The organism is Glycomyces sp. NRRL B-16210, from assembly GCF_000719515.1.
GTDB lineage: Bacteria > Actinomycetota > Actinomycetes > Mycobacteriales > Micromonosporaceae > Glycomyces.
The window spans coordinates 40743-55293 of sequence record NZ_JOGR01000016.1 but is presented as its reverse complement, the minus strand read 5'-3'; the positions used below and the strand labels follow the sequence as shown (position 1 = coordinate 55293).

The 14551-nt window shown below is 70.8% G+C and carries 11 protein-coding genes; 8 read left to right on the top strand and 3 right to left on the bottom strand.

All coding sequences use genetic code 11. The features are described 5' to 3' along the window. Positions 1-81: 81 nt before the first annotated feature. From IF12_RS0121240 to dacB, 5 genes are all read left to right on the top strand, one after another. Positions 82-1344 (top strand): MFS transporter, encoded by a 1263-nt coding sequence (locus IF12_RS0121240; RefSeq protein WP_081913821.1) that lies wholly within the window; start codon positions 82-84, stop codon positions 1342-1344. Between the two features lie 441 nt (positions 1345-1785). Then, positions 1786-2451 (top strand): RNA 2',3'-cyclic phosphodiesterase, encoded by a 666-nt coding sequence (gene thpR / locus IF12_RS23450; RefSeq protein WP_081913820.1) that lies wholly within the window; start codon positions 1786-1788, stop codon positions 2449-2451. A 240-nt stretch (positions 2452-2691) separates the two neighbouring features. Continuing rightward, entirely contained in the window at positions 2692-4626 is a 1935-nt protein-coding gene (locus tag IF12_RS0121230; RefSeq protein ID WP_030162092.1) for a PQQ-binding-like beta-propeller repeat protein, read from the top strand. A gap of 99 nt (positions 4627-4725) precedes the next feature. Then, positions 4726-6597 carry a glutamine--fructose-6-phosphate transaminase (isomerizing) gene (gene glmS, locus IF12_RS0121225; protein WP_030162091.1) on the top strand — a complete coding sequence of 624 codons (1872 nt, stop codon included), beginning with the start codon at positions 4726-4728 and terminating at the stop codon, positions 6595-6597. Between the two features lie 233 nt (positions 6598-6830). After that, a complete protein-coding gene (gene dacB, locus IF12_RS0121220; RefSeq protein WP_030162089.1) occupies positions 6831-8405 on the top strand; it encodes a D-alanyl-D-alanine carboxypeptidase/D-alanyl-D-alanine-endopeptidase in 1575 nt (524 codons plus the stop codon). An 87-nt stretch (positions 8406-8492) separates the two neighbouring features. Here dacB and IF12_RS0121215 read toward each other — a convergent pair whose 3' ends face one another. Further along, a complete protein-coding gene (locus tag IF12_RS0121215; RefSeq protein ID WP_197034826.1) occupies positions 8493-9638 on the bottom strand; it encodes a DUF418 domain-containing protein in 1146 nt (381 codons plus the stop codon). Positions 9639-9741: 103 nt separating this feature from the next. Between IF12_RS0121215 and IF12_RS0121210 the strand changes: the two genes are divergently transcribed. From IF12_RS0121210 to IF12_RS0121200, 3 genes are all read left to right on the top strand, one after another. Then, positions 9742-10455, top strand: a complete 714-nt coding sequence (locus IF12_RS0121210) for a TetR-like C-terminal domain-containing protein (protein WP_081913819.1) — start codon at positions 9742-9744, stop codon at positions 10453-10455. A 113-nt stretch (positions 10456-10568) separates the two neighbouring features. Further along, the gene (locus IF12_RS0121205; protein WP_030162083.1) at positions 10569-10940 is read left to right on the top strand and encodes a holo-ACP synthase; all 372 of its coding nucleotides are present in this window, start codon (positions 10569-10571) and stop codon (positions 10938-10940) included. A 28-nt stretch (positions 10941-10968) separates the two neighbouring features. Next, positions 10969-12417, top strand: a complete 1449-nt coding sequence (locus IF12_RS0121200; RefSeq protein WP_030162081.1) for a bifunctional ADP-dependent NAD(P)H-hydrate dehydratase/NAD(P)H-hydrate epimerase — start codon at positions 10969-10971, stop codon at positions 12415-12417. Positions 12418-12689: 272 nt separating this feature from the next. Here IF12_RS0121200 and IF12_RS0121195 read toward each other — a convergent pair whose 3' ends face one another. Next, complete coding sequence (locus IF12_RS0121195; protein ID WP_030162079.1) at positions 12690-13526, bottom strand: ABC transporter permease; 837 nt, start codon at positions 13524-13526, stop codon at positions 12690-12692. Further along, positions 13523-14479, bottom strand: coding sequence for a daunorubicin resistance protein DrrA family ABC transporter ATP-binding protein (locus IF12_RS0121190; RefSeq protein WP_030162077.1), 957 nt, complete (start codon positions 14477-14479; stop codon positions 13523-13525). Before IF12_RS0121190 ends, IF12_RS0121195 begins: the two co-directional genes overlap by 4 nt. Positions 14480-14551 lie beyond the last annotated feature (72 nt).

Sequence of the window (14551 nt, the reverse complement as noted above, 5' to 3'; positions counted from 1 at the left end):
ATTCCAGCTATTGGGAAGCCGGGAGAGAAGTCGGTCATAGTCACTAGCTAGCCGACCGGTAAGTAAATATCATTGAATGCGATGTCCCCGGTTATTCTGCGCCAGCTGCGCCGCACGTTCCGTGCCCTCGCCTACCCCGGATTCCGTATCTACGCCTCCGGTCAGCTTGTGGGGACCCTCGCGTTCTGGCTCCAGACCACGGCCGTCAGCTGGCTCGTGCTCGAACTCTCGGGGAACTCCGGCACCGCCCTCGGCTGGTCCCTCGCCCTCCAGTTCGGCCCCTATCTCCTGTTCGCCCTCCAAGGCGGCAAGCTCGCCGACCGCTTCGACAAGCGGCGCATCCTCCTGCTGTGCTCCCTCAGCTCGGCCACCGTGACCGCCACCCTCGGAGCGGTCGTCCTCTCCGGGCACATCCAGATCTGGATGATCTACCTCGGCATGTTCGCCTTCGGCTCGGTCGCCGTCATCGAGGGCCCGACCCGCCAGGCCTTCTACTCCGAACTGGTCGACACCGAGGACCTGCCGAACGCCGTCAGCCTGGGCAGCGCCATCTTCAACTCCAGCCGCATCGTCGGCCCCGCCCTCGCCGGGATGCTCATCGCCCTCACCTCCACGGGCCTGGTCATCGCCGTGTGCAGCGTGGTCTTCCTCGGCCCCGCGCTGGCCTGCACTGTGCTGCTGCGCCGCACCCTGGCGAACCCGGTGCGCCGCCGCTCCGGCAGCGGCGGCATCCGCGAAGCACTGCGGTACACCGCCCAGCGGCCCGACCTCATCGCCGTCCTGTTCGTCTCGCTCCTGGTCTCGGGCTTCACCTTCAACTTCCCGCTGACGCTCTCGATGCTCGCCCGCACCGAGTTCGCCACCGGCGCCGACAGCTTCGGCCTGCTGCTGACCGCGCTCTCGGTCGGCGCCCTGGCCGGGTCGCTCGTCTCCGGGCGCCGGTCCGCGCGCCCGACGCTCAACACGATGCTCACCGCCTCGACGCTGCTCGGCATCGGCACGCTCGTGGTCGGTTTCGCCCCGGACCTGTGGTGGGCCATGGCGCTGCTCGCGCCGACCGGCTTCGCGATGATCTACTACGCCCAGGCCGCCAACCAGCGGATCCAGCTCGGCGTGCGCGCCGACTTCCGCGGGCGCGTGCTGAGCCTTTATATGCTGGTGTTCCTCGGCTCGACCGCCGTGTTCGCGCCGATGATCGGCTGGTTCATGGAGCAGTTCGGGGCCAGGGCCGGCCTGTGGCTCGGCGGCGTGGTCGCGATCATCACCCCTGGGGTGGTCGTGCTCGCCAAGCGCGCGCAGATCCGGCGCCGGGCGCTGGCCCTGCCGGGCAAGGCGATGCCGTAGCCGACGCAGGTCGGCAAGGCGGCTCGCGGACCGGAAGGGCTCGCTCCAGGCGCTCGCTTTCGGCCTCGCGTCGAGTCGGCCTCCGGGCCGTCGACCGGACCGGACGGCACGGTGGGAAGGCCTGGAATGGTGCTTCTCGAGCGGTCGAGTTGTTATCCGTTGAATCCCACTGGTTGAACTACGCCAATCGCGACACTCACACGAGTTGACCGAAAGCTCCAGAATTGCCGTGAACCTCCTGCGTCCCGACCACCGCAAGGGCTGACTTGAGCGTTACTTCTACGAAATTACTGTCCCGTTCTGTGGGATTTCACTGAATTAACAGGACTTGTTGCTGCGAGGATAGGTCACATCGTGACAGCCCCGACCACGCCGCGAGGACACACAAATCAGCGCGGACGCGTGTCACAGACCCCGAGTTGAGCCCCTGGAGGGAATCCAGTGAGTGCTTCCGCCACCGCGGTTCCACAGGCCGCACCCCAGGTGCGGACCGAGCGCCTTTTCGCGGCGCTCCCGCTTCCCGACAACGCCGTCGCCGATCTGGCCGAGGTCGTCTCCGACCTCAACATCGCGCGACGCGGTGCACCCAGCAGACCCGGTGCCGTCGGCCGCCGACCCGCCTCCGGGCGGCTCGTGCGCGCCGCGAACTGGCACCTGACCGTGGCCTTCCTCGGTGAGGTGCCCGTCGAGCGCTGCACCGAGACCGCCGAGGTCGTCGCCGCGGCGGCGAGCGAGAGCGAGCCGATGCGGCTGTGCGTCTCGGGCGGCGGCAGGTTCGGCCGCGGGCGCTATTCGGTGGTCTACGCGGGTCTCGACGGCGATGTGGCGGCCCTGGTCGACCTCGTGCACCGCCTCCGCGCCGGGCTCATCGCGGGCGGGCTGCCGGTGGACCAGAAGCAGTACCGCCCCCATGTGACCCTCGCGCGCCCCGGCGACCGCGTCACCAACCAGCAGGCCGCGCAGGACCTGCTGACGCTGCGCCGCTACTACGGGCCGAGCTGGACCGCGAACGAGGTCGTGCTCTACAAGTCCGACTTCGGCAAGGGCCCGGTCGGCGTGCAGCCGCACTACACCCCGATCGCCAGCGCCCCCCTCGGCGAGATCTGAGCGAAGAACCCAATCGGCTGACCCGGCCACGGGGGTCCGACATCTTCGGACCCCCGTGGCCCGGTTGCTGCTGTGCACACGATTTCCGGTTCGCGAAGCGCTGCCCAAAAACCGATCGCCGCGCGCAATCGGCGGCTTCCCCCGCCGCGCCTGAACCCATGGCCGGCCTCAAGGGAGAAACTCGCTCGCGATCTGTGCGAAAGCCCGGATCAAGGCGCTGGTGACCGGTAGAAAGAACGCATGTCCCACAGCGCTTCCGGCATCGGCCGCCACCGCACCGACGCGGCCTCCGCCGCCCCGCGCACGCCCCAGGCGAAGACCGGCCGCCCGGTCGCCCGCGTCTTCCTGCGCGCCGCCGGCATCACCGCCCTCATCTGCTGGGCCGCGCTCCTCGCCTGGGCGTCCTTCGGCAACGGCGCCAGCACCGGCTCCTCCGGGGTCTACATGATCATCGGCACCGTCGCCTCGGTGCTCACCGTCGCGATCGTCGTCGCCGTCGCGGCCGCCCACGCGGGCCTGCGCACCATCATCGGCGCCCTGTTCGCCGCGGTCTTCGCCGCGGCCGCCGGCTGGGCGGTCTACTCCTCGATGCCCGAGGCCGGCCCGGGCCAGTTCATCACCCACCGCGCCGGGGTCGCCGCGCTCGCCTACGCCTTCGGCGTGGTCGGCGGCGGCCTGCTCGCCCTCTCCGAGTTCGTCGTCGAGGGCTACGCGGGCGGGCGGGTGCCGACGCCGAAGCCGTTGCGGCGCAAGGTCGCGGTCCTCGCCTCGGCGATCATCCTCATGGTCGCGGCAGCGCTCGCCCCGGCCATGCAGCGCTGGGCGGAGCTGGCGAACCAGGACGTGCGGGTCGCCAGTGCCACCGCCGCCGAGGCGGGCCTGGACGGCATGGTCTCCCTGGCGGGGGTCGAGCGGTTCACCGACACGCCGTACGGCCTGCTGCGCACCGACCATCCCGGCAAGCCGACCCCGCAGGCGGTGACGATGCTCGACCCGGCCTCGGGCGCGGCGATCTGGTATCACCGCCGCTGGAACTGGGTCGCCTCCCAGTCGCCGGTGCTCTCGCACGGCCAGGATCTCGTGGCGCTCTCGGGGCCGCGCGCCGACAACGCCGATGACTTCCAGACGCGCGTCCTCCAGGCCCGCAGCGGCGAGGAGGTCGCCACTGCGGCCTTCGACGGGTCGCCGGGGGTGCTGCTGGCGCTGGCCGACGACCGCCTGCTGTATGCGCGCGACCGCAGTGCCCTGTTCCGCGTCTACGACTTCGACGGGGAGCGGTTGTGGGAGGCGGAGATGCCGGCCGGATGCGAGGGCACGGCCGCGCAGATCGCGGGTGAGCGCGTGGTGCTGCTCGCCGATTGCGTGCCCGCGCCGAACCGGCCGGTCGCCCGCGACTATGTGCTGGCCTTCGACCTGGACGACGGGGCGGCCGTGTGGGAGCAGGAGTTGGACCTGAAGGCCGAGGTGGTGCCGGAGTCGTTCCTGGTGACCGGGGACGCGGTGGTCATCGACAGCCGCATCGAGCATCGGGTGACCGACGGGCCGTTCTCGGCGCGGCGCTTCGAGCACGGGTTGATCGCGTATGCGGTGGTCGACGGGTCCGAGCTCTGGCGTGCGGACGGGCAGTCGTTCGGGTCGACGAACTCGTCGGCGTGCGGGGGGACGCTGCATCTGTCGCAGCCGACGCTGGTGCCGGCGGCCGGGGCGGCTCCGGCGGGGGACGTGAAGGCGCAGGCGCCGCTGGCGGATCGGCGGACGGTGCAGATCATCGAGTGCTACACGGCGAAGGACCGCGGGGGTTCGTGGCTGGGGGTCATGGCCTTCGACGCCGACACCGGCGAGAAGCTGCACCGCAAGTCGGTGCGGTTGGGGTTCACGCCGCTGGATCCGGATGTGGCGCGCGGGTGGGCGACGGTGCTGTCGGACAACCGGGCGCTGCTGGCCGCTGATCTCTCGCTGGACCCGAACAGTCCCGATTGCCGCTTGTACCAGGTGGTGGGGACCGAGGTCGAGCAGCTCGCGTTCGAGGAGGAGCTGGCGGAGGGCGCTTCTGAGGGGGAGTCGCCGATTCCGGCCGCGTGGTGTCACGACGCGCAGTTGAGCGCGGTGGGTTCGGGCGGCGCGGTGAGTTTCGTGAACGAGGACGGAACGCGCGGCATCGCGATGGTCTCTTGAGGGTGAACGGCGCCTGACCTCGATAACGATCAAATGGTGTGATCGATTACCGGTAATCCGCGCATGAGTGATGCGCGAAACTGCGGTAGGGTGGCTCGCATGTGTGGAATCGTTGGATACGTCGGCCGCCGCAGTGCCGTCGACGTCGTGATCGACGGCCTTCGCCGTCTCGAGTACCGCGGGTACGACTCCGCGGGCGTCGCACTCGTCGCGGACGGCGAGGCGGGCGGCCTTGAAGTCGACAAGCGGGCGGGGAAGCTCGCGAACCTCGAGGCGGCGCTCGCCGATCACCCGCTCCCGGAGTCGTTCTGCGGGATCGGGCACACGCGCTGGGCGACCCACGGCGTGCCTTCGGACCGGAACGCGCACCCGCACCTGTCGGCGGACGGGCGGATCGCCCTGATCCACAACGGCATCATCGAGAACTTCGCGCAGTTGCGGGCCGAGCTCGAGTCCGACGGGATCGAGTTCGCCTCCGACACCGACACCGAGGTCGCCGCCCACCTGCTGGGCCGCGAGTACGTGATGGAGGGGAACCTGACCGAGGCGATGACGCGGGTGTGCTCGCGCCTGGAAGGGGCGTTCACGCTCCTGGCCGTCGCCGCCGACGACCCCGACACGGTGGTCGGGGCCCGGCGCAACTCCCCGCTCGTGGTGGGCCTGGGCCGGGACGAGTACTTCCTGGCCTCGGACGTGGCGGCGTTCATCGCCTACACGACCGACGCGATCGAGCTGGGCCAGGACCAGATCGTCACCATCGACCGCTCGGGCGTGTCGGTGCGCGGTTTCGACGGCAGCCCTTCGGAGGGGAAGCCGTTCAGTGTGGACTGGGACATCACCGCCGCCGAGAAGGGCGGCTACGAGACGTTCATGGCCAAGGAGCTCCGCGAGCAGCCGCAGGCCGTCGCCGACACCCTGCGCGGGCGCATCGACGAGTCGGGGCAGATCGTCCTCGACGAGGTGCGCATGTCCGATCAGGACTTCCGGGACGTGGACAAGGTGTTCATCATCGCCTGCGGCACTTCGTATCACGCCGGTCTGGTCACCAAGTACGCGATCGAGCACTGGACCCGTATCCCCTGCGAGGTCGAGCTGGCGAGCGAGTTCCGCTACCGCGACCCGGTGCTCGACCGGTCCACGCTGGTCGTGGCGATCTCGCAGTCCGGGGAGACCATGGACACCTTGATGGCGGTGCGCCACGCGAAGGACCAGAAGGCCCGGGTGCTGTCGATCTCGAACACGGTCGGGTCGACGATCCCGCGCGAGTCCGACGCGGTGCTGTACACGCGCGCCGGGATCGAGGTGGCCGTGGCGTCCACGAAGGCGTTCTTGACGCAGTTGGCCGCCTGCTACCTGGTGGGCCTGCACCTCGCGCAGGTGCGCGGCATCAAGTACGCCGACGAGGTCTCGGCGGTGCTCGACGAGCTGGTGGCCGCGCCCGGCAAGATCGCGCAGGTCATCGAGGGGCTCGAACCGGTGCGGCAGATGGCGCGCGACTGCGCCCTCAACGGCGGGTCGGGCGGGGGCCGGGTCCTGTTCATCGGCCGCCACGTCGGCTACCCCGTCGCGCTCGAAGGCGCGTTGAAGCTCAAGGAGCTCGCGTACCTGCACGCGGAGGGCTTCGCGGCCGGGGAGCTCAAGCACGGCCCGATCTCGCTGGTCGAGGAGGGCACGCCGGTCATCGCGATCGTGCCGAGCCCGCGGGGGCGCTCGCTCCTGCACGACAAGATCATCTCGAACATCCAGGAGGTCAAGGCCCGCGGCGCCCGCGTGATCGCCGTGTGCGAGGAGGGCGACCGGATCACCAGCGCCCACGCGGACTTCGTGATCGAGACGCCCGCGTCGCCGACGCTGCTGGCGCCGCTGCTGACGGCCGTGCCGCTCCAGGAGTTCGCGATCGAGTTCGCCACGGCCCTGGGCCGCGACATCGACCAGCCGCGAAACCTCGCCAAGTCGGTCACTGTGGAGTAGCGACGCGACGAGCGTCGAAGCGATCGCTTCAAAGCTTTTGTGCGGCAGCACGATCGCATCACCGCACTGTGGAGCGGCGGTTTCGGACGTCGAATCGTGAGCGGATGCGGCGCGCCCCGGCGGGCGCGCCGCATTCATTATGGCCCGATTCGGTTGCTTTGCGGGGCAGCAATCTAGGACACCTCCACCCGAATGGGTGCGAGCCTCGCGTCCGCTGGGCCTAGACTCGCCTTGTGAGAAAACGCACTCTGATCGCGAGCGCCGTGGCGGTCACCGCCGCCGGCGCCGTCACTCTCGCCGCAACGGTCGTTGCGCAGGCCGAGGAGACCGGTGAAGCCGCACTCGCCGCCGTCCTCGACGACATCCTCCAGGACCCCCGACTCACCGACTCGCAGACCGGCGTGGTCGTCGCCGACGCCGCCACCGGAGAGGTCCTGTACGACCGCGGAGGCGCCAAGCGCGCCATCCCGGCTTCGAACGACAAGCTCACCACCACGGCCGCCGCGCTCGACGCGCTCGGCGGCGACTTCACCTACGTCACCGAGGTCATCGGCGGCGAACCGGTCGACGGCCTCGTCTCCGGCGACCTCTACCTGCGCGGCACGGGCGACCCCACGGTGCTCGAAGCCGACTACGACAAGCTCGCCGAGGACCTCGCGGGCCTGGGCGTGACCAGCGTGAGCGGCGACCTGATCGCCGACGACACCGCCTTCGACGCGGTCCGCTCCGGCACCGAATGGGGCTGGTCGGACCTCCAGTACACCTACGCCGCAGAGGTCTCGGCGCTCACCGTGGCCTCCGGGGACGACTTCAACGCCGGGTCGGTGCGCGTCTTCATCGAACCGGGCGCGGCCGAAGGCGACCCGGCCGAGATCAGCGTGGTCCCGGCGAACGACTACGTCGAGATCGTCAACAACGCGACGACCGGCGCCGCGACGGAGGTGACCGTCGACCGCGACCCGCACGACAACGTCATCCGCGTCGGCGGCACGGTCGCCGCCGGCGGCGAGGGCACCTTCGCTACCCGCGCGGTCATCGAACCGACCCAGCTGGTCGCCGACGTCTTCGCCGACTCCCTCGCCGAAGCCGGGATCACCGTCGACGGCGAGATCCGCTTCGGCGAGGCCGCCCCGCAAGACGGCGAGGTCCTCGCCGCCCACGAGTCCGCCCCGCTCTCGGAGCTGACCGCCGAAGTCCTCAAGCCCTCCAACGCCTCCATGGCCGAAGCCCTGTTCAAGACCCTCGGCTACGAGGCGTCCGGCAAGGGCACCTTCGAGAGCGGCAAGGCCGCCGTCTACGCGGCGATCGAACCGTACGGCGTGGACACCGGGCCGGTCCGCCAGGTCGACGGCTCGGGGATCTCGCGCCACAACCTGCTCACCGCCGGGATGCTCACCGACCTCCTGGTCGGCGTGCAGGACGCCCCCTGGTTCGACACCTGGTACGAGGCCCTGCCGATCGCCTGCGGCGACGACGCGGGGACCCTCGCGGGCCGCATGTGCGACACCCCCGCCGAAGGGAACGTGCACGCCAAGACCGGGTCGATGACGAGCGTCTCGGCGCTGTCGGGCTACGTCACCGACGCGGACGGACGCGAACTGGTCTTCAGCGCCATCTTCAACGACTACCTGTACTCCACGGTCAAGGACCTCGAGGACCAGATCGCGGCCGCGCTCGCCGGATACAGCGCCACGGCCACGCAGAGCCAGATCTCCGCGTTCGCCGAGGCCGAAGCGGTGGACGAGCTCCCCGACGAGGACCCGAACCACAACCTCGAATGCACCTGGGTCGAACCGGCCGTCTGCTGACCTGACCGGTCGCACGCCGATTGAACGGTGAGGGCCCGGCCTTGCAGGCCGGGCCCTTCGCTGCGCGCGGTTTATGTGGGCGAACCGCTATCGGCTGCGGCCGTAAGTGAGTCGGCGCAGCAGGACCTCGAACGGGCCCCGCATGTCGGCCCGGGCCATGCCGGCGGCGATCAGTACCGTTGCGGCCCAGATGAGGACGGCGACGCCCGAGGCGGCCGCGTCGCCCAAGTGCGCGCCGAGGTTCCCGGCGAGCGGCGTGAACAGCGCGACGAACGCGACCGACTGGAGCAGGTAGCAGGTCAGGGACCGCTGCCCGCACGCGGCGAGCGCCTTCGCGATCGGGCCTTCGGCGCGGCCGGGGCGGGCGGCGAAGGCCGCGATGAGCGCCGCGTAGCCGAGCCCGGCGGCGAGCCCGGTGACGCTGTGGAGGGCGTACAGCGCGACGCCGCCCGCCCCGTCGACCTCCCACAGCCGCGTGTCCACCAGCATGAGCGGCAGGCCGCCGATGACGCCGATCCCGATGCCCCACAAGGCGGTGCGCCGCAGCATCGGGAGGTGGCGGGCGGGCTCGTCGAGCAGGCGCCGGCGCGCCGCCCAGATGCCGAAGGCGAAGGCCGGCAGGACGCTGACGACGTAGAACGTGGTGGTCAGCGCCGACCAGACCATGACGCGCGCGAAGGCGGCCTCGACCGGGTCGGCGATGATCGTCGGCATCGAGTTGACGTGGCCGGCGGCCTCGGCCGAGGCGCCGAGCCCGGCGACGACGAGGACGTGGACGACGGCAGTGACGACGGCGGTGCGGACCAGGACCCGGTCGCGGCTCCACAGCAGCCGCGCGAAGACCAGGCCGATGAGGCCGTAGGCGGCAAGGATGTCGCCGAAGAACAGCAGGAGCGCGTGGGCGAAGCCGAAGGCGAGGAGCCAGGCCGAGCGGCGGCGCACGAGCCGTTTCACCTGGCGCTCTTCGAGTCCCGCGTCCTGGCGGCGCGCGGCGAGTCGGGCGAGGCCGTAACCGAAGAGGGCGGCGAACATCGGCAGCGCCCGGCCGTCCACGAGGAGGACTTGGAGGCCGGCGACGACGCGGTCGAGCGCGGCGCCGTCCACGGCGTACCCGCGGAAGCCGGTGGTCTCGTGCGCGAGGAACATGTGCGCGTGGGCGAGTGCGATGAGCAGGAGCATGAGGCCCCTGGCCAGATCGGGTGCGAGGGAGCGCTCGCGCAGCGGAGTGCTCATAATGGCGGGCGGGGAGAGGGTCATCTCGCCTCCAGGTTTTAGGTACAGGACTGTATCTAAAACTTTAAGATACACGACTGTAGCTAATAATGGGGGACGGCTCATGCCCGAAGGCGATGCCGAAGGCGACTTCGGCGACGACGTCGAAGCTCGTGCCGAACACGGCACCCACAGCGATGCCGAAGACGACACCGAAACCGGCGCCGCGACCGAGAACGGCACCCCGACCGGCGGCCGCACGCGCAGACGCGGCAAAGCGCTCCTCGACGCGATCTACACCGCCGCCGTCGAAGAGGCCGCAGTCGCACGCGGCGGCCGACTCACCATGGACGCCATCGCCAAACGCGCCGCCACCGCCCGCTCCACCCTCTACCGCCGCTGGAACGACCCCACCGACCTCCTCCTCGACGCCCTCGCCGACCTCCACCCCGTCGAACAGCCCGCCCCCGGCGCCGACGACCTCCGCGGCGACCTCACCCGATCCCTGCGCCTCATGTGCGACTGGGCCTTCAGCCCCGCCGGCAGAGCCGTCATGGCCATCGTCGCCAACCCCGGACGCGACAGCGCCGCCGTCGAAGCCCTCTACGAACGCGTCTTCGCCGCACGCGGCGGCACCTTCACCCAGACCGTCCTGCGCCACTACGCCGAACACGGCCACTTCGACCCCGCCCGCCTCACCCCCGTCGTCGTCGACCTCGGCGAAGCACTCGTCACCAAGCGGATGATGGACACCGGCGCCGACCCCGGCGACGACTACCTCGCCGCCATCGTCGACCAGGCGATCCTCCCCGCCATCGGCCTCGACCCCGCCCACTGAACCCGCCCGGCGCACGCCACCGAAACCCCAACGGCCACGGGCAAACCGTCACTCGGAGCGGTGAACCGTCCGGAAAGAGGGCGCTCCCGCCGATCCCGTGGCACTCTTGACGGGTGATCGTCGCCGTGGGCATCGACGTAGTGGCAGTGGACCGGTTCGAGCGCGTGCTCGAACGGACCCCGCACGTCGCCGACAAGCTCTTCACCGAAGCCGAGCGCCGCGCCCCCGACGGCCGCGCGCGCCGCACCGAATCCCTCGCCGCCCGCTTCGCCGCCAAGGAGGCCGTGGCCAAAGCCCTCGGCGCCCCCGGCGGCATGCACTGGGCCGACTGCCAAGTCCTCTCCCTCCCCGACGGGCGCCCCTCCCTGTCCATCACCGGAACCGTCGCCGCAGCCGCCGCCCAGCGTGGCGTCTCGCGCTGGCACGTATCGCTGTCGCATGATGGCGGTATCGCCACAGCGGTGGTGATCGCCGAGACGGCATGACGGCCCACCGGGCCTGAGAGGGACAGCCATGGACGGTGCCTGGACAGCAGCGGCGGTCCGCCGCGCCGAAGCCCAACTCATGTCCCGGCTCCCGCCGGGAACCCTCATGCAACGCGCCGCGGCCGGACTCGCCACCGAATGCGCACGGCTGCTGCAAAAGCAACGCAAGCGCCGCAACCCCGGCGGCGTGTACGGCTCCACCGTGGTCGTCCTCGCCGGACCGGGCGACAACGGCGGCGACGCCCTCTACGCCGGCGCGCGACTCGCCCGCCGCGGCGCCCGCGTCTTCGCCGTCCCCGTCATGGGCGACCGCGTCCACCCCCTCGCCGCCGCCGCGCTCACCCGCGCCGGAGGACGCCTCGTCTCCCACCCGCCCGCGCACTGCGACCTGCTCCTGGACGGCGTCCTCGGCATCGGCGGCAGACCCGGACTCCCCGCCCGCGCACTCGACCAACTGAGCCGCATCGAAGCCGACACCACCGTCGCCGTGGACGTGCCGTCCGGGGTGGACGTCGACACCGGCGCGGTCCCCGACAGCGCCGTCACCGCCGACGTCACGGTCGCCTTCGGCTGCCGCAAGCCCTGCCACGTGCTCGGACGCGCCGCGCTGCTGACCGGGCGGCTCGTGCTCGTCGACATCGGACTCGGGCCTTCGCTCGACCCGCACCCGGCGGTGCGCGTCGCGAGCGGGACCGACATCGCCACCTGGTGGCACCGGCCCGAAGCGGACGACGACAAGTACACAAGGGGCGTCATCGGCGTCGCGGCCGGGTCCGAACGCTATCCGGGCGCGGCGGTGCTCGCCGTGAACGGGGCGCTGGCCGGGCCGTCCGGGTACGTGCGCTACGCGGGGGCCGCGGCGGAGTACGTGCGCCGCAGCAGGCCCGAGGTGGTGTGCACGCCGACGGTGAAGGAGGCCGGGCGGGTGCAGGCGTGGCTCGCCGGGCCCGGGTTCGGCACCGATGAGGCCGCGCTCGCGCAACTGGTGGAGGTGCTGGCAGCACCGGCGCCGGCGGTGCTGGACGCGGACGCCTTGACGCTCATCGGCGAGTACCCGTCGGTGCTGGCGAGGCGGGAGGCCCCGGTGGTGCTGACGCCGCACGACCGGGAGTACGAGCGGCTGTACGGTTCGCCGCCGAGCGAGGACCGGGCGGGCGCGGCGGCGGCGCTGGCGAAGCGGCTCAATTGCACGGTGCTGCTCAAGGGGCATCACACGGTGGTGGCTTCGAGCGACGGCACGGTGTGGGCGAATCCGACCGGACGCCCGCAGTTGGCGACGGCCGGGTCGGGGGACGTGCTGGCGGGGTTCATGGGCTCGCTGCTGGCCTCGGGCATGGACGAGGTGAAGGCGGCGGTGGCCGCGGCGTTCCTGCACGGCAAAGCGGCGGGCATCGCGGCCGAGGGCCACAGGACGATGACCGCTTCGGATTTGGCGAGGGCATTGCCGCAGGCAGTTGGCGAAATGCTCTCGCATTAGGACGCTGTCACACCCCCAGCCTAATGTTGAATTGGGGGGTCCCCAGTGTCCGATTTGCGGTGGACGCTCCGTTCACATTCAGCGGCTCGGCTCGGCTCGAAACGTATGAGTGAATACTCCTCGCATTCCCGACTTGTCACACCCCCGGCCTAAAGTTGAATTGGGGGGTCCCCAGTGTCCGTTTTATGGCGAACGCTCCGTTCACGTTCGACAGGCCAGAGTGGGCCCGCGCCGCTTCGCGGCGCGGGCCCGTTTCCGGTTTCCCTGCGGCCTCAGCGGCCGAGGTTCTTGAAGCGGCGCACACCCAGCGGCAGGAAGATCAGCGTGATCACCAGCGGCCAGATCAGGGCCGCGCCCAGCGCGTGCTGCTCGGGCCAGGAGTTCCCGACCGCGCTCGGGTTGCCGAACAGCTCCCGGATCGCCGTCGCCGTCGCCGAGACGGGGTTCCACGCGGCGATGGTGCCGAGCCAGCCGGGCATGAGCTCGGGCGGGGTGAACACCGACGAGACCATGCCGAACGGGAACGCGATCGCGAAGAGGTTCCCGGCCTGCTCGACGTTCTTGACCAGCAGGCCCATCCAGACCCCGACCCAGATGAGCGCGAAGCGCAGCCACAGCAGCAGCGCGAACGCGCCCAGCGTCTCCATCACCGAGCCCTCGCTGCGCCAGCCGATGGCGAGGGCGATGAGGAACAGGATGAACAGGTCCACACCGGCGTGGATGGTGTCGGAGATGTTGCGCCCGACCACGACCGCCGAGGAGGCCATGGGCATCGACCGGACCCGGTCGATGAAGCCCTTCTCCTTGGCCTCGGCCACCGCCCAGGCGGTGTTGGTGAACCCGAAGGCCATGGTCATGGCGAACAGCCCGGGCATGGCGTAGGCGACGTAGTCGACCCCGGCGCCCTCGCCGGTGACGTCCATGGCCGAGCCGAAGACGTACACGAACAGCAGGACCATGACGATCGGGAAGCCGAGCTGCCAGGCGAAGGTCGCGGGCTGACGCACCAGGTGGGTGAACTCCTGGCCGACGATGGTCCGGTAGTCGTGAAGCGTCCACTTGAGCCGATCGGCGCGGGTCTCGTCGGGAAGCGGTGCGAGGGTGGTCACTGCTGGTCCTCCTTCTCGGTGTCGCCGATGAGTTCGAGGAAGGCCTCGTCCAACGTCGGGCGGCGCAGTCCGATGTCGGCGACCGTGAGCGAGCGGTCCTGGACCGCCGTGGCGGCGGCCGTCAGCGCGGCGACGGGATCCTTGACCGGCGCCGAGACGCTGGAGGCGACCTCGTCCACGGTCACGTCGCCTTCGGCGACCGCGCCCACGATCTCGCCCAGCGCCGGGAGGTCCGCGGGGTCGGTGGCGACGATCTCGAGCCGGTCGGCACCCATGCGGCGCTTGAGCCCGGCCGGAGTGTCGTCGACGAGGTTGCGGCCGTGGTCGATGACGGCGATCCGGTCGCACAGCCGGTCGGCCTCGTCGAGGTAGTGGGTGGTGAGGACGACGGTGGTGCCGTCGGCGGCCAGGCCCGAGACGGCGTCCCAGACCTCGCGGCGCCCGGCCGGGTCGAGCCCGGTCGTCGGCTCGTCCAGGAACAGGACCTGCGGGGCCAGGATCATGCTGGCGGCCAGGTCGAGGCGGCGCTTCATGCCGCCCGAGAAGCCCTTGGCCTGGCGGTTCGCGGCCTCGGCGAGGCCGAACTGGTCGAGCAGTTCGTCGGCGCGCTCGCGGGCGCGGCTCTTGTCGAGCCGGAAGAGCTTGCCGAACAGGACGAGGTTCTGGCGGGCGGTGAGCAGGTCGTCCACCGCCGTCTGCTGGCCGGTGAGGCCGATGCGGCGGCGCACCTGGCGGGCGTCGCGGGCGATGTCGAACCCGGCGACGGTGGCGCTGCCGGTGTCGAAGCGCAGCAGGGTGGTGAGGATGCGGACGCACGTGGTCTTGCCGGCGCCGTTGGGGCCGAGGAGTCCGAGGACGCTCCCGGACTCGGCGACGAGGTCGAAACCGTCGAGCGCGGCGGTGTCCTTGAATCGTTTGCCGAGGTTGTTGGCCTCGACAGTCGTGGTGGCCATGGACTGCCCCTCTATAATCGGGTACGGAGTAATCGGGTACGCGGTACTCAGATATTAGAGTACAACGTACCC

Coding starts and splice junctions, on each gene's coding strand:
- IF12_RS0121240 (WP_081913821.1), top strand. CDS start 82: ATGTCCCCGGTTATTCTGCGCCAGCTGCGCCGCACGTTCCGTGCCCTC.
- IF12_RS0121230 (WP_030162092.1), top strand. CDS start 2,692: ATGTCCCACAGCGCTTCCGGCATCGGCCGCCACCGCACCGACGCGGCC.
- glmS (WP_030162091.1), top strand. CDS start 4,726: ATGTGTGGAATCGTTGGATACGTCGGCCGCCGCAGTGCCGTCGACGTC.
- IF12_RS0121215 (WP_197034826.1), bottom strand. CDS start 9,638: ATGAGCACTCCGCTGCGCGAGCGCTCCCTCGCACCCGATCTGGCCAGG.
- IF12_RS0121210 (WP_081913819.1), top strand. CDS start 9,742: ATGCCCGAAGGCGATGCCGAAGGCGACTTCGGCGACGACGTCGAAGCT.
- IF12_RS0121200 (WP_030162081.1), top strand. CDS start 10,969: ATGGACGGTGCCTGGACAGCAGCGGCGGTCCGCCGCGCCGAAGCCCAA.
- IF12_RS0121190 (WP_030162077.1), bottom strand. CDS start 14,479: ATGGCCACCACGACTGTCGAGGCCAACAACCTCGGCAAACGATTCAAG.